The organism is Mucilaginibacter aquaedulcis, assembly GCF_030409325.1.
GTDB lineage: Bacteria > Bacteroidota > Bacteroidia > Sphingobacteriales > Sphingobacteriaceae > Mucilaginibacter > Mucilaginibacter aquaedulcis.
In genome coordinates this window covers 312,814-329,835 of the sequence record NZ_JAUFPR010000004.1, presented here as the reverse complement: position 1 = coordinate 329,835, position 17,022 = coordinate 312,814, and the positions used below count along the sequence as shown (strand labels likewise).

At 43.2% G+C, this 17,022-nt stretch carries 18 protein-coding genes; 3 read left to right on the top strand and 15 right to left on the bottom strand.

From position 1 onward, the window contains the following. Positions 1 to 20: 20 nt before the first annotated feature. From QWZ01_RS19675 to QWZ01_RS19645, 7 genes are all read right to left on the bottom strand, one after another. Positions 21 to 659 carry an MBL fold metallo-hydrolase gene (locus QWZ01_RS19675; RefSeq protein WP_290326306.1) on the bottom strand — a complete coding sequence of 213 codons (639 nt, stop codon included), beginning with the start codon at positions 657 to 659 and terminating at the stop codon, positions 21 to 23. A 628-nt stretch (positions 660 to 1,287) separates the two neighbouring features. After that, a complete protein-coding gene (locus QWZ01_RS19670; RefSeq protein ID WP_290326305.1) occupies positions 1,288 to 1,899 on the bottom strand; it encodes a SprT-like domain-containing protein in 612 nt (203 codons plus the stop codon). Positions 1,900 to 2,038: 139 nt separating this feature from the next. Continuing rightward, on the bottom strand, positions 2,039 to 4,153 hold the full coding sequence (gene feoB, locus QWZ01_RS19665) for a ferrous iron transport protein B (protein ID WP_290326303.1): 2,115 nt from the start codon (positions 4,151 to 4,153) through the stop codon (positions 2,039 to 2,041). Between the two features lie 9 nt (positions 4,154 to 4,162). After that, positions 4,163 to 4,378, bottom strand: a complete 216-nt coding sequence (locus tag QWZ01_RS19660) for a FeoA family protein (RefSeq protein ID WP_290326301.1) — start codon at positions 4,376 to 4,378, stop codon at positions 4,163 to 4,165. A 413-nt stretch (positions 4,379 to 4,791) separates the two neighbouring features. After that, on the bottom strand, positions 4,792 to 5,187 hold the full coding sequence (locus tag QWZ01_RS19655) for a VanZ family protein (protein ID WP_290326299.1): 396 nt from the start codon (positions 5,185 to 5,187) through the stop codon (positions 4,792 to 4,794). Then, entirely contained in the window at positions 5,188 to 5,568 is a 381-nt protein-coding gene (gene gcvH / locus QWZ01_RS19650) for a glycine cleavage system protein GcvH (protein WP_290326297.1), read from the bottom strand. A gap of 219 nt (positions 5,569 to 5,787) precedes the next feature. Beyond that, positions 5,788 to 6,504, bottom strand: a complete 717-nt coding sequence (locus QWZ01_RS19645) for a hypothetical protein (protein ID WP_290326294.1) — start codon at positions 6,502 to 6,504, stop codon at positions 5,788 to 5,790. A 56-nt stretch (positions 6,505 to 6,560) separates the two neighbouring features. Here QWZ01_RS19645 and QWZ01_RS19640 point away from each other — a divergent pair, with 56 nt between their 5' ends. Together QWZ01_RS19640 and QWZ01_RS19635 are read left to right on the top strand one after the other, a co-directional pair. Continuing rightward, complete coding sequence (locus QWZ01_RS19640; protein WP_290326292.1) at positions 6,561 to 7,268, top strand: SAM-dependent methyltransferase; 708 nt, start codon at positions 6,561 to 6,563, stop codon at positions 7,266 to 7,268. Positions 7,269 to 7,275: 7 nt separating this feature from the next. After that, the gene (locus QWZ01_RS19635) at positions 7,276 to 8,874 is read left to right on the top strand and encodes an FAD-dependent monooxygenase (RefSeq protein WP_290326290.1); all 1,599 of its coding nucleotides are present in this window, start codon (positions 7,276 to 7,278) and stop codon (positions 8,872 to 8,874) included. 233 nt (positions 8,875 to 9,107) lie between these two features. Here the strand turns inward: QWZ01_RS19635 and QWZ01_RS19630 are convergent, their stop codons facing one another. From QWZ01_RS19630 to QWZ01_RS19595, 8 genes are all read right to left on the bottom strand, one after another. Next, the gene (locus QWZ01_RS19630; protein WP_290326288.1) at positions 9,108 to 9,644 is read right to left on the bottom strand and encodes a hypothetical protein; all 537 of its coding nucleotides are present in this window, start codon (positions 9,642 to 9,644) and stop codon (positions 9,108 to 9,110) included. Positions 9,645 to 9,692: 48 nt separating this feature from the next. After that, positions 9,693 to 10,436: a dioxygenase family protein gene (locus QWZ01_RS19625; protein WP_290326286.1), complete on the bottom strand. Its 744-nt coding sequence runs from the start codon at positions 10,434 to 10,436 to the stop codon at positions 9,693 to 9,695. 128 nt (positions 10,437 to 10,564) lie between these two features. Next, entirely contained in the window at positions 10,565 to 11,266 is a 702-nt protein-coding gene (locus QWZ01_RS19620) for a LytR/AlgR family response regulator transcription factor (protein ID WP_290326284.1), read from the bottom strand. Between the two features lie 6 nt (positions 11,267 to 11,272). Further along, positions 11,273 to 12,406, bottom strand: a complete 1,134-nt coding sequence (locus tag QWZ01_RS19615; RefSeq protein ID WP_290326282.1) for a sensor histidine kinase — start codon at positions 12,404 to 12,406, stop codon at positions 11,273 to 11,275. Positions 12,407 to 12,476: 70 nt separating this feature from the next. Then, positions 12,477 to 13,076 carry a MiaE family protein gene (locus tag QWZ01_RS19610; RefSeq protein ID WP_290326280.1) on the bottom strand — a complete coding sequence of 200 codons (600 nt, stop codon included), beginning with the start codon at positions 13,074 to 13,076 and terminating at the stop codon, positions 12,477 to 12,479. Between the two features lie 587 nt (positions 13,077 to 13,663). Next, positions 13,664 to 14,236 (bottom strand): nicotinate (nicotinamide) nucleotide adenylyltransferase, encoded by a 573-nt coding sequence (gene nadD / locus QWZ01_RS19605; RefSeq protein WP_290326278.1) that lies wholly within the window; start codon positions 14,234 to 14,236, stop codon positions 13,664 to 13,666. 96 nt (positions 14,237 to 14,332) lie between these two features. Beyond that, positions 14,333 to 14,914 carry a guanylate kinase gene (gene gmk, locus QWZ01_RS19600; RefSeq protein ID WP_290326276.1) on the bottom strand — a complete coding sequence of 194 codons (582 nt, stop codon included), beginning with the start codon at positions 14,912 to 14,914 and terminating at the stop codon, positions 14,333 to 14,335. An 81-nt stretch (positions 14,915 to 14,995) separates the two neighbouring features. Next, positions 14,996 to 15,871 (bottom strand): YicC/YloC family endoribonuclease, encoded by an 876-nt coding sequence (locus tag QWZ01_RS19595; protein ID WP_290326274.1) that lies wholly within the window; start codon positions 15,869 to 15,871, stop codon positions 14,996 to 14,998. A gap of 226 nt (positions 15,872 to 16,097) precedes the next feature. On the opposite strand from QWZ01_RS19595, the gene QWZ01_RS19590 reads away from it, so the two are divergent. Then, positions 16,098 to 16,913 carry a hypothetical protein gene (locus QWZ01_RS19590; RefSeq protein WP_290326273.1) on the top strand — a complete coding sequence of 272 codons (816 nt, stop codon included), beginning with the start codon at positions 16,098 to 16,100 and terminating at the stop codon, positions 16,911 to 16,913. The last annotated feature ends 109 nt before the right edge of the window (positions 16,914 to 17,022 follow it).

Sequence of the window (17,022 nt, the reverse complement as noted above, 5' to 3'; positions counted from 1 at the left end):
CGTACAACCTCAACACACGCTTAATTCATAAACGGGTTATTTTGTTTTTCGTAACCGATAGTGGTTTCGGGACCGTGGCCGGGGTAAACGGTACAATCGTCGGGCAAACGGAATAACTTGTTCTCAATGCTATCCATCAGTGTGCTGAAATTGCCGCCCGGCAAATCGGTACGGCCAATGCTGAGCCTGAACAATACATCGCCACCAATTAAAATATTTGTTTCCTGATCATAAAAACACAATGATGCCGGTGAATGGCCCGGCGCAAATATCAGGTGCAATGTAGTATTGCCAAATTGTATAGTGCCCGTTTCAGGTAAATATTCATCAGGTAGCGGTGATACCTCATAACGTATGCCCATTTGCGGTGCATATGACACTACCGCGGCCAACACTTCCGACTCACCGATGTGAAATTTAGGTTTCAATCCGTATTTATCAAACACAAACTTATTGCCCAGCACATGATCAATATGGCAATGGGTATTCAGCAATAGTACCGGGGTAAGATTATTGTTTTTGATGAAATTAACCACTTCGTTTTGTTCTGAAGCGGTATACATGCCCGGGTCAATAATTACACACTCGTCGGTTTCATCATATAAAATATAGGTGTTTTCCTGATAAGGATTATTCACAAATGATTTAACGTTTGTCATGAGGCAAAAGTAAGGATTTAATATGGTGTGTGCTTGTCAATATTGTCTGAGTTATAAAGCGTGTCATTGCCAGGAAAGAAGCAATCTCCTCATGTAGGGCGTATACCCGCTCTTGGCCGCGGGAGAGCCAGTTACTTTTGTCGCCACAAAAGTAACCAAAAAGGCTTTCAGCAGAAAGACTTCTTTGCCGCACGAGGCCTTTTCCCCTCAAAGCATTCAGAACCACGGGCTGCTAAACCTTACCCCACTTCGTTCGCTCATGCCACGGCTTCGGCAAGGTTTGCTAATGCCCCTGCCAATACACAGGCCAACATGTTCTGCCTGCTTTTCGCCCGAAGCTGGTCTGCTGAATGTTTGAATCAGAATTCACTGAATTAGAGAATGAACAGAATTTAAAATAAAGGATAGAATGCTGAAGGATGGTATACGTGGAATGATAAAAAAATGCGGGTAATGGCCCGACAAAAAAGCGGGCCGGGAGTTTTGCCTGTGGGGGGAAGCTTTTTTTTGTCTTGATTTTTTGGTTACTCTTTTATCAAGAAAAAAGTAACTGGCCTTTCCCGCGGCCAAGAGCGGGACTACGCCAAGCAGATCTGCGTTTTAATAACCGGCGGTTCAGCGTAATACCTTAATCCTGCACCAATTCTACTTCTGCGACCGGACTAAATAAGTAGACCCGTTTAGTGGCAATCTCTATGCATTTGAAACGCTTGCGTAATTGCTCTTCTTTGCGGAAAACGCGGTCGCCTTTAATTTTGAAGAGTGCTTTGAAGGGTACTTTCTCTACGGTAAGCATTGATTCTTTTTGGGCATCATACTTACGCAGCGAGCGGTACAGGTTCAAGTCTGAACAACTGGAAGCAGCGGGATTATCTAAATAACTAACGATGGCGTGTTTGATATCGCCCGGGAAAATATCTTTCTCAAAAAATGGCTGCATCATTTTTTTGAAGTTGTTTTTCCACTCAATACCATGCGGTTTGGCCTTTTGCTTATGCTCGTTCCAGGTATGCAGATGCGCAAACTCATGTACTGTTGTAACCAGGAAAGCGTAGGGATTTAAATCGTAATTGACCGAAATACGGTGGCCTTTACCGCCATAGGGCGAACGGTAATCGCCAAATTTGGTACCGCGGTTGCGCGAAATTTTAAACTCGCATTTAAAGTAATCAATCCAGCGGCCTATCAAAGGAGCCGCCTCTGCTGGAAGATACTTTTCTAAAACTTTTACTTTATCCAATTTTTACCTCAATACAAAGATAAGGATTTTTGGTAGTTGATGATCAATAGACCATAGTCGATGGTTTGTAAAGTTTTCAGATTCTGCGAACTATCGACCGTAATCTATCGACCACTGATTGTTGACAATAGACTAAAGCCTACTTCAACCAATGATAAACAATAAAGCTGGCGGTATATGCTAACAAGGTCATATATGCGAACTGGGCGGCGGGCCAACGCCAGTTTTTGGTTTCGCGGTACACTACTGCAACGGTACTTGCGCACTGCATGGCAAAAGCATAAAACATCATGAGCGAAAACGCCACTGCTAACGTAAACACCGGTTGCCCCGTTTGCGGATTGGTGGCGCTGTGCATTTTTTGCTGTACCGACTCCATTTTATCGGCATCGCCTTCCACACTGTAAATGGTGGCCATGGTGCCTACAAAAACTTCGCGGGCGGCAAATGAACTGATGAGAGCTATGCCTATTTTCCAGTCGAACCCAAGCGGTTTTATCACCGGCTCTATCATATGGCCGAACACACCGGCATAAGAAGTTTCCAGTTTTTCAGATGCAATAACCTTATTCAGACTATCAGGAGTCATGGTTTTGGTGTACTGCGACTGGCTGTATTTTTGGTCGATACGGGCAAAGGTATCGCCTGGAGCGTAAGATTTTAATACCCATAGTATGATAGATACCGCTATAATTACCTTGCCCGCCTGCAATACAAACGTTTTAGAACGATCATACATGGTGAATGCAACGTTTTTCCAGCGCGGCATCCGGTATACCGGTAATTCCATAATGAAGTAACCACGTTCGCGGGCCTTTAAAATAAACTTCATGACAAAGGCCACTACCACCGCTGATACAATGCTGAGCAGGTACATGGCTGTTAGCGCCAAACCCTGTAGGTTAAAAATCCACCATACATTGCGGTTGGGTACAACCAGTGCTATCAACAAAGTATAAACCGGTAAACGGGCCGAGCAGGCCACCAATGGGGTTACCATGATGGTGATCATCCTGTCTTTCCAGTTCTCGATGTTGCGGGTACTCATGATTGATGGTACAGCGCAGGCAAAACCGCCTATGAGCGGCACTACCGATTTGCCGTTGAGGCCAACCTTGCGCATCACCTTATCCATCATGAACGTAACGCGCGACATGTAGCCGGTATCTTCGAGGATAGAGATCAGGGCAAACAAAATGGCTATCTGAGGTATAAATACCATTACACCACTTAAACCTGCCAGTACTCCATCGCTTATCAAACTAACCAGCGGGCCAGCGGGCAGAGCTTTGGTAACCACGCTTTGCAGCCAGATGAACAGATCCTCAATGAGCGACATAGGATATGCCGACCATGAAAATATGGCCTGGAATATGAACATCAATATGGCAAAGAAAATTACAAAGCCAAATACTTTGTGGGTAAGTATCTTATCAATTTTATTGCTTACGGTTTCGTCATGAGCCGTTTCTGGCTTTTTAACAGTATCGTAAAGCAAATCATTTATAAAGTTATAACGGGCAATAGTTTCTGTAGCCTGCGCCTTTTGCGAATGGAATGAAAACTCCTGTTCCAGGTGCTCAATACGGTCGCTTTCCTGTGTGGAGAGGTAGCTTACCGTTTCGTGCTGGTGGGCAAGCTGCAGTGCATAATAAGGGTTTTCGATCTTTAGATCATCCTTAATTTGCGCTATAATTTGTGGGGCGATGGCGTCTACATCAATAGTATCCTGTTGCAGGGCTATTTTATTGGCGTAGGCAATGGTTTTTTTAAGCTCATCTATACCCTTGATCTTGCGGGCAGAAATGGGGACAACCGGTACTCCCAGTTTTTTGGCAAACAGATCAATATTGATTTTGATACCTGCCTTTTCAGATACATCTATCATGTTTAAAGCTACCACAACGGGTATCTTTAAATCGGCTATCTGGGTATAAAGCAGCAGGTTGCGCTTCAGGTTTGATGCATCCAGTATCACCACGATCAAATCGGGCACCATGCCTTTGGCTTTATCTGCCAGTACAGAAAATACGATGGATTCGTCTTTACTTTTTGGATAGATGCTGTAAGTGCCGGGGAGGTCAATGATCTCGGCGGTGCGGCCATCAGGCAGCTGACAAAATCCTGTTTTTTTGTCAACAGTAACCCCAGGAAAATTTCCTATTTTTTGATTAAGACCGGTTAAAATATTAAAGAGAGTTGATTTACCGGTGTTGGGGTTTCCTACAAGTGCAACTCTTATGTCGGCTTTCAATTTATAAAACTACTGCAAAATAATGGTGGAGGCTTCAAATTTACGCAGACTTAACTGGTAGCCCGAAACATGAATGGCAATAGGATCGCCAAGGGGGGCAATACGTGAAATCCTGATCTCCTCGCCCGGCAGGCAACCCATCTCCATCAGCTTTACCGACATTTCCAGATCGGTAAATTCCTTTACAATTCCTGTTTGGCCTACTTCAAGTTGTGAAAGTGTCATCGTATAATTTTAACCAAAAGCAAATGTAGTCTTATTTATATTAAATCCAAATAATGCCAAGGGGGTAATTTGCAGATATGGACGTGGGATGAGAGAATGTTGTTTTAATGTGACAAATATTGCGGAACTAAGATTTGTTACATGTTCTTCTGCAACATGTCATTGCGGGCTTAGTGTGGCAATCTCCAATTGTCTGAACCAAGATTAAATGGATTTATTGGGTTAGAGGATTTTAATAAAACAAATACACAAAAGAGGATTATCCAATCATCTGCACATCCGCATATTTGCGCATCTGCATATCTTTATTATGCGTTTTCACCTTTCCAAAATGAGGGCAGCCGCAATTCTTTTTAAATATGCCGCATGATGATGCGCTCATCAGCATTATTGCCGCCCCTAATAGTATAAACTTACTTTTTATCATAACCACTTGCTGCTAATGTTACCATTACACTAAAAATACCCATACAGGTACCCAGGCTGTCGGCAAAAAGATCGCTCCAGTCGGCACTGCGCCAGGTAAAAATAGTGAGCTGAAGAATTTCTATCAGCCCACCAAATACAATGGCAATTACGGTAACTAAAACTGCTTGCTTATACGAAAATGGCACAGGCTTTTGTTGCCTTACTGCCCCGTTACAATAAAGTACAACAAGCGTGAAAAAGAAACCGGTATGCGTAAGTTTATCAAAGCCCGGGAAAAACATTGACGAATCACCAACATCGCCCAGGTTGGCGCAACACATCACTAAAATAAATAAGGCCCACAAAATAGTGAGCCTATGATATTTTAAAAACAGCTTCATTTAAGCACCAACCACTGCTTTATACTCGTCGGCAGATAATAGTGAATCAACATCAGCCGCGTTGGCAAGGGTGATTTTAACCATCCAGCCTTCGCCATATGGGTCTGAATTTACCAGCTCTGGTTCGTTGGTTAGGGCCGGATTGGTTTCGTTTACTGTTCCGGCAACCGGCATAAACAGGTCCGATACGGTTTTTACTGCCTCAACAGTTCCAAATACCTCATCTTTACCAACTTCTTTTCCAAGGGAAGCAATATCGATGTAAACAATATCGCCCAATTCGCCCTGAGCAAACTCGGTAATACCTATGTAAGCCTCATTGCCTTCAACTCTTATCCACTCGTGGTCTTTAGTGTATTTTAATTCAGCTGGAAAGTTCATGTTTTTCAATTTTATGTGGTCAAAAATAATAAAACTTTAGGCTATCACAATATTTTAAGATTTTATTGACATGAGTATAATTTTGCTTGAACATTTTTGTCAGAATCACGATTTACATGGTCGCATTTTTTGTCTGAACCACAACTAAACAGATTACAAGATTTACAGGATTTTACCTATCCGGGCAATCGCTTAATCTCATTCTGACTCAAACAAACATTACGCCGCCTTTGAAATAAATTTCACCAAACTCCTTTTAGCTACCGGCAATAAAGTTTGCTCCAGCGGAAACGTGATATCGCTATGCACATGATACACGGCCGGGTTAGGCAAAAACTTGTTGCGGTTTATAAGGCTCAGTTTAATGGCCTCAGGAGTGTTGGTAAGGCTATGTTCGTAAGTATCGATAAATGTAATGTTGATACCACGGTAATTATCGTCCTTGCGTTCAAAAATGGTGAGCTGGTATTCATAAATAAGGTTGGTGCGCTCCTTGCCATTGCGTAACGAAAAATAGCCGTGATAAGGCATCAGCGGTATAATACCCACGGGATCAATATTCAGGTGGCTTTCTACAAAATCATATATCTCCATACCGGTTTGTATGGCAGGGTCCATCTGTGCAAGGGCAAAGGCTATGATCTGCTCAATTTCCTGCATGCTTTGATCGTCCTTAATAATTTTTTGGTAGGTAAGTTTTACCGCATCAATATCTGCCTGGGTAAGCCTTTGCGGAAAAGCCTGTTGTAGTATGGTTTTGTTCTTTTTAAAGTCGATAAGGTTGTTGTAATGAAATATCAGATCGGCCAGGTTGGGGTAGAGGCGGCTTTTATCAAAGTGGCGGTTAATTTCCTGCAAGTAATTCAGCAGAACGTATTTTTTGTGCTCAAAATCAATATAACCCTCAATAAACCAGTTAACGCCTAATGAATTCATATTTTTCAAGTTCCTTTCAATAGCTTAAATTAAACAAAAAACACCAACTTTGCAATATGCCCTATGGAACCCTATATTTAATACCCGTACCCCTGGCCGAAGAAGCGGCTGCCAAATCATTTACACCGTACCTGGTTGATACTATTAACAGCATCAAAGAATACATTGTGGAAAATGAAAAAACCGCGCGCAGGTTTTTAAAAGAAGCCGGGTTAAAAACACCGCAAAGCGAACTCCTGATTCACGATTATAGTAAACATAACCGTGATATGGGTAAGGCCGATTTTTTTAAGGGCCTGCAAGCCGGAAACGATGTGGGCCTCATGAGCGAAGCTGGCTGCCCCGGCATAGCCGACCCCGGCGCCGAAATTGTGGATAAGGCGCACCGCATGGGTATAAAAGTGGTGCCGCTGGTTGGGCCAAGCTCTATTTTGCTGGCGCTGATGGCTTCCGGATTTAACGGGCAAAGCTTTACTTTTAATGGCTACCTGCCAATTGATAAAGTGTTGCGCAGCAAAAAGATCAAGGAGCTGGAAGGTTTGGCCATTAAGCTCGATCAAACCCAGATATTTATTGAAACGCCGTTCCGCAATAACCCATTGCTGGAGGAGATATTGAAAACCGCCAACCCTAAAACCAAACTCTGTATAGCTGCTGATCTTACCTCAGCTACCGAATTTGTACAAACCAAAACCATAGCCGAATGGCAAAAAAAGGTGCCTGAACTGCATAAACGGCCAACCATATTTTTACTGTTCCATTAAGCAATCTATGACAGTTACACAGCAGCATACCAGCGTTTTAATAGTGGGAGCAGGGCCCTCAGGGCTTATGATGGCCGCCCAGCTATTGCGTTATGGTATACAGCCTATAATAATTGATAATAAACAAGGGCCAACGGATAAGTCAAAGGCCCTTGCGGTACAGGCCCGCTCGCTGGAAATATTCAGACAAATGGGTCTTGCCGATAAGATACTTAGCAACAGCAAGGCTGCCCGGGGGGCTGTTATTAACCAGGAAGGTAAAGTAGCAGCGTCATTATCGCTTGAGGGTATTGGAGAACAACAAACCGCATTCCCTTTTATTTATATGTATCAGCAAAGCAAAACGGAGCGTTTGCTGCTTGATTATTTAACCCTTAATTGCTGCCCCGTTTACTGGAATACTACTTTATTGAGCGTTGAAGAGGATGCCTCAAAAGTGACCGTTCAGCTGCAAACCGGGGATGATACCCAGACCCTTACCTGCGATTGGCTGATCGGGGCTGATGGTGCAAGGAGTCCTGTTCGTAAACAGCTCCAAGTTTCATTTAATGGTGATACTTATGAACATCAGTTTTATGTTGCTGATGTTAAAATACAGAATGTTTTAGGCGATAAAGTAAATCTGTATTTATCAAAAAAAGGCTTTACCGCGTTTTTTCTGATGCCCGAAGAGCAGTATTACCGAATTGTTGGAACCCTGCCTACTGAGTTTGATAATCGCGAAGACCTGCAAATGGAGGATGTTTTGCCTTTTGTGGATATCATTACCGGGACAACAATCAGCGTAGAGCAAACTAACTGGTTTGCCACCTACAAACTGCACCACCGCATGGCTGATAAATTCAGGCAGGGCAGGTGTTTTTTAATTGGCGATGCGGCACATATCCACTCACCGGTTGGCGGGCAGGGTATGAATACCGGCTTGCAGGATGCTTATAACCTCGCCTGGAAACTGGCCGGAGTTGTAAACAACCAGTTTAATGAAGCTATTTTAGATAGCTATGCAGATGAACGCATGCCTGTGGCCAAAGACCTGCTGAACACAACCGACAGGATATTTAAAATGATACTGTCAACCAACTGGTTTGTTGGCCTTTTTAAAAAGTGGCTGTTTCCGCGGATATTAAAACAGGTGTGGAGTAAGCCCGAATCAAGGGAAACATTCTTTAAACGGGTATCGCAAACGGCCATTGCTTACCGCCACAGCAAAATTAATCTGCACCTGAGCCACAATTCGCCGGTAAAGGCCGGCGACAGGCTGTCTTACCTCAAAGTATTCGACGAGAAGAAACAGCAGGAAACCGACCTGCACGAATGGTGCAGCAAGCCTGGCTTTACCATAATAACCCTGGGCAAGCTGCAGGAGCTTGACCTGTTTACCCTGGCCAAATGGATCACCCAGAGTTACCCGGTTAATCTTAACTTTTTTTACCTGCCTCCATCAACCCGTAACCAGCATGTTTTTGATGCTTTCGGAATAGGCGAAAATCAAAAAAAAGCACTCATCGTTCGCCCCGATATGTATCTGGGTTTTGTAAATGATGTGATAGATATTGATATGATGGATAACTACCTGCAAAATGTGGTAGGGTTTAAAGCAAACTGAATCGTTTGCTTAAGTACTAAGCAGCTTTATAAGCTTAGGGGATTTTATTTATTTTTAGACATGCCCCTGTCGTTGTTGTATTAGATTAAACATCGCGAAACGTTGTCATTTCGACGAACATGGGGCGATTTGTGAGCCGGAGTGAGGAGAAATCTTCTGCGTGGGTTAAACATGCTGTATAAGATTTCTCCTCGTGCCTCGTCGAAATGACAATTTTTTATTTCTTCCGAACATCATTCATATTTTATACCATTCAACTCTTTTAAATCGGGTTCTTCGGTTTCCTGGTAGCTTACAATAGATAGGTTTTGCTGCATTTTTAATATAAATGTGGAGGCAGCGGTTAATTTAGAAATATCGCCCTCGGCCAGTATCATAAACTCGCCCAGCTGATTAATTAAAGTTAGGGTGCCGGTGGTATAAATGATGGCTACCTGGTGCACATACAGGTTATCAATAGCCGATTCAATAAGCTCAAATTGCGGTAACTCAAATTTGATGCTTTTACCAAGATTATCTTTCAGGTTGGGAATATAATTATCAAGCATTGTTATAAAGTGACCCGCTGCAAAACTCATTTTATAGTGCAGCGAGTTGGCCCGGCCATCATGAGCCTTTAACTCGGTAAAGGTTTTATATTTTCCGAAGGGATTATAGGTTTGACTTTTTAATAAAAACTCCTGGTATGTTGCCTCAAATACCTTTTTTTCAAATTCGCCTGCCGATGATGCAGTGATGATTTGCCTGTATGCTAATTTAATAAGTGCCATTTTAGGGTTTTATGTTATAAGTGGTAGGTTTTACATTCTTAGTTACGGCTATAAAGCAAGCCCAAGCGTGTAGGAGCCGGAATAGCCATCTGCAACACTCCCGGTTAACGATATAGTTTCGTTGGCCAGATCGGTAGCCGAGTTGCCGAATATCTGATCGCTGGCATTGCGGATGGTGTTTACACCATGTGTGGCGTACAGGGTTGAAACATGCACCGTATCCGAAATGCTCTCCGGGAAAGCCATCTGCGTGGTTTTTTTAAGCACATTATTTATAAATACCTCTATGTGTATATGCGTTGCCCTGCCTGTATACCACCCAGGATAAATAGTGCTGAATTTAGCCAGTCCGGATGTATCAGTAAGCAGGTAACCCCTCAGCCAGGTTTCGCCGATATAACTTTTGGAGCCCAGCGCACCCTGCTGGTTTGCATAGCCCGAGTAATAGCCATCCTTATTGCAGTGCCATATATCAACACGGGCACCGCTTACTACATTACAGTTATTGTTGGTATTTACCACCACAAAGCCAATGGATAAAGGCACGCCGGTTTGGCCGCCTGTAACATCGGCCCGGTTTAGCGGGTTATTAATTTCGCCGCTGGCATAGGGGTATGGGCCCTCTACTTCGGTGGGCGAAACTAAACAGGTGCTGCCATTGGTTGAGGTATTACTGGTAGATGATGCGGCATCGGCAGTGCTTGCTGTTGAATCTTTTTTGCAGGCTTCTATCAGCATGGGGCCGGCGGCTGCTGCAACAGCAAAGGTGCGGAGAAAACTTTTTCGTTCCATGATCTTTTACATCAATTAATAAGGTTAAACAATGCGTTTTATTAATCAATGTAAATGTACCGGCTGGGGTAATCAGATATGGGAGGGTATCGGTAAATGGGGAATTTGTGCCGATAAAGCAGGTTTTTTCATCTGAATTTCATCCACGTACGGATAAAATCGGTGTAGCTTTCGCTTACAGGCAGCTCCACATCTGATAGTTTAACCTTACGGTTCTGAATAGAACGGATCTTGTTAACGGGCACTATATAACTACGGTGAATGCGCTGAAACTTATCCCCAGGCAGTTTCTCCAATACCTTTTTCATGGGCATGAGCGTAAGTACGGTTTTGGCATCGGTAAGGTGTATCTTGATATAATCCTCCATGCTTTCAATATATTCAATAGCATTAAGGTCAATTTTTACCATGCGGTATTCTGAATATACATACAGGCTTTCATCGGGCTGCTCACCGGGTGTTTGGTTTTTGTAGCGGAAGTAATCAACGGCTTTTTCAACGGCCTTTTCAAAGCGTTTAAAATCTATCGGTTTTAATATATAGTCGAGCGCTTCCAGTTCAAAACCCTCGTAGGCAAAGTTTTTGTAAGCCGTGGTAAATATAATCATGGGCTTAACTTCTAATGAACGCACGAGGTCGATACCGGTAATATCGGGCATATTGATGTCGATAAAAAGAAGGTCGACGGGACGGGTCTTTAAAAATTCGGCACCCGAAATGGCATCATCAAATGTTTTAACTAACTGTAGGGCAGGGAAACGCGATACATATTCGCTGATCAGCCTTAGCGCCAGCGGTTCATCATCAATAGCTATACATTTAAGTATCATGCGTAATCAGGTTTGTAAGGTAAGCCGAACCGTATACAGATTATTTTCATTGCTGATGTTTAGTAAATGTTTTCCAGGATACAAATGCGCCAGGCGCTGTTTTGTATTGTTAATGCCGATACCCGTACGATGGTTTTCACGGCTTGCCGCAAATATCCGGTTGCTGCAAACAAAGGTAATAGCTGAATTAGTGATGCCGATACGAATATCAATAACAGAGTTTTCATGTTTGCTGATGCCGTATTTAAACACATTTTCAATAAAGGTCATGAATACCAGCGGTGCTATCTTTTTAGCATCGGGCTTACCATCAACAGTAAAATTCACGGTAGTATTATTGCTGATTCGGAGGCGCTGCAGCTCAATATAATCGCCAATGCAGTCTATCTCGCTTTGCAGGGGTACAAAATCTTCCGTTACATCATCCGTTACGTAGCGCATAATGTTTGATAGTTTCATGATGCTATCCGGAGCATGATCATCTTTAGTGACCGCGAGCGTGTAGATATTGTTAAGGGTATTGAACAGGAAGTGCGGATTGATCTGCGCTTTTAAGAACGAAAGCTCTGCGCTGGCTTTATCGGCTTCGGCACGTGCGGCGCGTTGCTCGGTAAGCTGCCATTGTTGCACCGTGCGAATGGCGGTACTTAAGGCCATGATCATTAAAAATATGAACAGGCTGGTGCTATCCAATGGCCTGTGCCGTGAAAAAGGATGCGGTGTGTTGTTACCATCAGGAGGTGGAGGTTGTTGTCCGACTCCAAAAGGCGGCGGACTACCATGCATATGACCCGAAGGTGGCTGCCAAAAGCGGGGATGCTGATAATATGGCCGGCTCCCGCTGCTGCGAAGCAGCTTATCAAATGGCCGCAAATAGTAAACGCTGCCAAGCAGCACCAACACAATTACGGTATAAATGACATATCGCTTTTTTAAGAAGAACTGTGGTATAAAGTAGTAAGCATTACTGTAAAAAAGGAAGATATAGATATAGCAGAAGAACCAATAACTGTGCTTTTGCAACAACGACCAGGCAGGTGTACCCTGCCCCCGGCTATTTAAAAACACCAGCGGGAAGGCCATAAATAATAGCCAGCCGGCAATATGTATAGTAACCGTGAATGCTTTAAAGCGCGACATATATAAAGTAACGCATTCAAAACCGGTAATAAAAGGAAGTATCGGTAATTAGGGGCTTTGTATAGATGAACTACCCGTGTATGGTTTCGCTTTTGCCGTAGTTTTGGATTACCTCGGCCTCGTATTTTAAAAATTCGGTCCAGCGTTTATCAACATCTATTTCAACAGCATACTTTTTAGCCAGGCGAATGAACATGGCGTAATGGGTTGCTTCGCTCACCATCAACTCATGGTAAAACTCTGATAGATGAGTGTCGTTAATATTTTCAGACAGTACTTTAAAGCGTTCGCAGCTACGGGCCTCAATCATAGCCGAAAACAGCAGCCGATCAATCAATTGGGCTTCGCGACCGCCGCCTATGATGATGAATTTGCGCAGTTCGTTCACGTAATTATCCTTACGCTCACGGCCAAGTACATAACCACGCTCAATAATAATATCGTGAACACGTTTAAAATGATCCATCTCCTCCTGAACCAGCAGGGCCATTTCCTGAACCAGGTCAGACAGGTTGGGGTTCTGTACAATAAGCGTTATGGCGTTGCTGGCCGCCTTCTGCTCACAAAAAGCATGATCGGTCAGCAGCTCCTCAATGTTGCTTTCCACCACATTTTTAACCCAAAGCGGGTCGGTAGGCAGCTGCAGTTTAAGTATAGTTTTTTCGCTCACGGTACAAAGATAGTTTAAGGAGCTCAAAGGCAAAAGGAAGGAATAATAAAAAGCTCATGTCATTGCGAAGTTAGAGCCTCACTCAACTCTCTCAAGGGGGAATTAGCCCAAAGAGGCAATTGCATCCAATCAGGTTGTTTATCGACTCACCCCGACATCGCTACGCTTATCGACCCCTCTCCGGCTTCGCCGCAAAGAGGGTTGGGGAATTTTATTTTACCCTTTATCTATTTTGCCATCCCTTCTTTCCGCCGCAGGTGGAGAGAGGGTGGTCCAGCGAAGCGCAGACCGGGTGAGTCGTTGTATGCCATGCGATTCTGTAATTCTTCCTTTTGCCCAGCAAAAGGAAGAAAGAGGTAAAATACACTAAAGCGGGCTGTCACCCTGAGCACCGTCGAAGGGTGGAGTGCAGAGGCCTGCCATTATGCTTAGACGGAGCTCAGCATGACAGTTTTTTTTAGTTACTGACGTTTCGTGGGTCATTACTCTGCAAAGGAGAAGACTTAAAAGTATTTTGAAATATTCCCCGTTTGGGGGAGATTTAGAGGAGGCTTTTGCTTTGCGAAGCTATCTTTTGCCTGTATATATTACTTATACAATCCCTTGCTCTCAATAAACTTTAAAACCGGATCGGGTACAAAGTATTGCACGTTCTTTTTTTCGGCGATGGATTTACGGATAAACGTAGCCGAGAGCTCCATCTGCGGGGTCATGGTAATGGTTACCGATGGGTGATCGGCCAGTTCGGCGTTTTCATAGCCAGGGCGGGGATAAACGTATATCTTGTAATCGCGCAGTATCAGTTTATAGTTCTTCCATTTATGCAGTGTGCCCAGGTTATCTGAACCCATAATGAGGGCAAACTCATGATCGGGGTATTTTTCTTTGAGGTGCGTTAGCGTATCAATGGTATACGAGGGCTGTGGAAGCTTTAGCTCAACATCGCTTACGGTAATATTGGTGGCATGATCTGTAGCCAGACGGGCCATTTCAATACGATCATAGGTGTTAATAAGGTCTCCATACTTTTTAAGGGGGTTTTGTGGCGATACTACCAGCCAAACCTTATCAAGCGTGGTATGATTAGCCATATAGTTGGCAATAATCAGGTGCCCTATGTGTATCGGATTAAATGAACCAAACAGTAAGCCTATTTTCATATCAGGTAGCCGCCTTATTCCCAAGGACGAAAATGGGTATTTAAAAAAATTAACGATGAATAGCCCTGATCAAACAAACCCTTTCAGCAACGCCCTTTAAACGGCCGGAGTGCCAATAAAGTTTCTTACCAGTTCTTCGGCCTCCTTGCAAGCCGTATCAAGATCGTAATTTTTGAGTATAATATCAAACTGCGGAGCGTATTTCAGTTCTTTTTCGGCTTTGGCAAAGCGTTCTTTAAGTTTTTCCTCACTATCGGTACCCCGGCCGGTAAGGCGCTCAATCAAAACTTCCAGTGATGGGGGCTGTACAAATATGGCCAGCGCCTGGCCGTCGTACTTGCGTTTAAGGTGCATACCACCCTCTACGTCGATGTCAAATATTACAGTTTTACCCATTGCCCAAATGCGTTCAATTTCGGTGCGCAGGGTGCCGTAAAATGTGCCGGTATAAACCTCTTCAAACTCAACAAACTGTTTTTTGGCAATACGGTGCAAAAACTCTTCCTTGCTTATAAAATAATAATCGCTCTCGTGAACCTCATCACCGCGGCGCTCACGGGTGGTGGCCGAAATTGAAAATTCAAGCTCAGGTATTTTGCCAAGCAGGTGATGCACTATGGTTGTTTTACCTGCCCCCGATGGAGCCGAAAATATGATGAGTTTACCTTCTTTAGTCATTAGTTATTGGGTAATGGCTAATAGTTTATAGATCATGGCAGCTAAAAGGCCATGATCTATAAACTGTTAACTATAAGCTTATTATAATACGTTTAACAGTTGTTCTTTAATTTTTTCAAGCTCTTCTTTCATGCCCACAACCAGTTTTTGGATATTGGCATCGTTGGCTTTGGAGCCCAGAGTGTTTATTTCACGACCAATTTCCTGCGATATAAAACCAAGCTTTTTACCATTGGCATCGGCATTTTTGAGGGTTTCAATAAAGTATTCGCAGTGGGTTTTAAGCCTTATTTTTTCTTCGGTGATGTCAAGCTTATCAATATAGTAAATCAGCTCCTGTTCAAAACGGTTTTGATCAATAGCTTCGCGGTTGGTGGCCTCACTTAAAAAAGTATTCAGGCGTTCACGAATTAATGGCACACGTTTAGGATCTTCAAGCTCAACCAGTTCCAGGTTTTTAAGGATAACGCCGATGCGGTATTTCAGGTCGTTTTCCAGTACGTTACCTTCGTCTGATCTGAATTGCTGAAACGCGGCCAGTGCCTGCTGAAAAGTTTTTTCAACCAGTTTCCATTCATCATCAGATGCGGTTTCGTCTTCGTATTTTACTACTTCGGGCAAACCCAGGGCAAGCTGCAGCAGGTTGGATGTAGGCTCATTAAGCTCAACGCTAACATCTTTAAGTTGCTGGTAATATTGCTTCAGCAAAACCTTATCAATTCCGGCTGCTTTTACCGCAACATTTACCTGCTCCACATTGATAGACAGATTTACTTTGCCGCGCTCAATTTGTTTACTGCAATCATTACGGAGCTGAAACTCCTTTTCAGAAAATATTTTGGGCAGGCGAAGTGATAGTTCGAGGAATTTGCTGTTCAGGGATTTGATCTCAACGGTATATTTTGTATTACCTGAATCTGAACTGGCAATTCCATACCCTGTCATGGATTTTATCATGTGCAAAGATAGGTTTTTGTTTTAAAGTTGGAAAGTCTGAAAATCAGGGAAACCCCGAAGTTGAAAAGATATGGAAAAAGTTAGCAGTCAGAGGGATTGTAAGCCAATAATAGACATTAAAGTGATTACAAAGGTGACTAAAAACTTCCCTGCTTGCTCCTGAGCTTTAACACTTTTTTACATTTGGTGTAAAATACAGTTGGTATATTTACGTTTTCTATATTTAATGCATTATCGTTTTTCCCTGCTTCTTGTAACCATTTGCTTTTGTTCTGTTTTAAAAGTATCAGCTCAGCAATTTACCATCAAAGGTGTTGTCTCTAAAAAGAGCTCGCCCGAGCGTGTGGCAGGGGTAGTGGTCAAGGATTTAAAAACCAACATCCAGATCATGAGCGACGATGTTGGCTGGTTTTCGATAGCGACAGCTGTAGGCGATACCCTGTTATTTACCAAAGAAGATTTTACTCCTCAAAAGGTTGTTGTGCTCAACAACAGCGATATGCCCATTTACCTGCAACCCATTATTAAGCTTGATGAGGTAAAGGTTTTAGGCCAAACAAAAAAACAGGAACTTAACGAAGTTTTAGGTGATTACCGCAAACAAGGTACCTTTTATAATGGCAGCCCGCCGGTACTTTCATTTTTAACAAACCCGCTAACCGGTATTTATGAGCTGTTTGGCAAAACGCCAGGCCGGGCACGCAGATTTAAGAATTTTGCCAGGGGCGAGGCCGAACAGGCCGAAATTATCAGGCGATACAATGTTGCCTTTGTTAGGGAGTACACCAAACTGCCTACCGATAGCGCGGCGCAAAAATTCATGGACTATTACACCCCAACATTTGAAGATTTGAAGGGCTGGACTAACTACGACCTCATTAAACATACCCTGAAGGCTTATGATTATTACAGCAAAAGCCCCGATAAGGCCCGACTGGAAAAATTGAATGCCCCTACGTTTATCAAAAGCGATTCTACCCTCAAACTTTCTCAACCAGGCGAAAGTCTTAAAGGCCTGAAAAAGGAGAAATTAATAAATTAAAATCTTTTTCCTGGGGTAAGTATGAAGGGATGGCCAGAGCGGTGCTACTTGAGTTGCTTATAAGCCCATTATGCTATCAGAAGTCTCCGACTTTGGATACTTATGCTCA

Excerpts from the sequence above, each read along its gene's own strand:
- QWZ01_RS19675 (WP_290326306.1), bottom strand. The coding sequence starts at position 659 with ATGACAAACGTTAAATCATTTGTGAATAATCCTTATCAGGAAAACACC.
- QWZ01_RS19660 (WP_290326301.1), bottom strand. The coding sequence starts at position 4,378 with ATGACACTTTCACAACTTGAAGTAGGCCAAACAGGAATTGTAAAGGAA.
- QWZ01_RS19655 (WP_290326299.1), bottom strand. The coding sequence starts at position 5,187 with ATGAAGCTGTTTTTAAAATATCATAGGCTCACTATTTTGTGGGCCTTA.
- gcvH (WP_290326297.1), bottom strand. The coding sequence starts at position 5,568 with ATGAACTTTCCAGCTGAATTAAAATACACTAAAGACCACGAGTGGATA.
- QWZ01_RS19645 (WP_290326294.1), bottom strand. The coding sequence starts at position 6,504 with ATGAATTCATTAGGCGTTAACTGGTTTATTGAGGGTTATATTGATTTT.
- QWZ01_RS19640 (WP_290326292.1), top strand. The coding sequence starts at position 6,561 with ATGCCCTATGGAACCCTATATTTAATACCCGTACCCCTGGCCGAAGAA.
- QWZ01_RS19635 (WP_290326290.1), top strand. The coding sequence starts at position 7,276 with ATGACAGTTACACAGCAGCATACCAGCGTTTTAATAGTGGGAGCAGGG.
- QWZ01_RS19630 (WP_290326288.1), bottom strand. The coding sequence starts at position 9,644 with ATGGCACTTATTAAATTAGCATACAGGCAAATCATCACTGCATCATCG.
- QWZ01_RS19625 (WP_290326286.1), bottom strand. The coding sequence starts at position 10,436 with ATGGAACGAAAAAGTTTTCTCCGCACCTTTGCTGTTGCAGCAGCCGCC.
- QWZ01_RS19620 (WP_290326284.1), bottom strand. The coding sequence starts at position 11,266 with ATGATACTTAAATGTATAGCTATTGATGATGAACCGCTGGCGCTAAGG.
- QWZ01_RS19615 (WP_290326282.1), bottom strand. The coding sequence starts at position 12,406 with ATGTCGCGCTTTAAAGCATTCACGGTTACTATACATATTGCCGGCTGG.
- nadD (WP_290326278.1), bottom strand. The coding sequence starts at position 14,236 with ATGAAAATAGGCTTACTGTTTGGTTCATTTAATCCGATACACATAGGG.
- gmk (WP_290326276.1), bottom strand. The coding sequence starts at position 14,914 with ATGACTAAAGAAGGTAAACTCATCATATTTTCGGCTCCATCGGGGGCA.
- QWZ01_RS19595 (WP_290326274.1), bottom strand. The coding sequence starts at position 15,871 with ATGATAAAATCCATGACAGGGTATGGAATTGCCAGTTCAGATTCAGGT.
- QWZ01_RS19590 (WP_290326273.1), top strand. The coding sequence starts at position 16,098 with ATGCATTATCGTTTTTCCCTGCTTCTTGTAACCATTTGCTTTTGTTCT.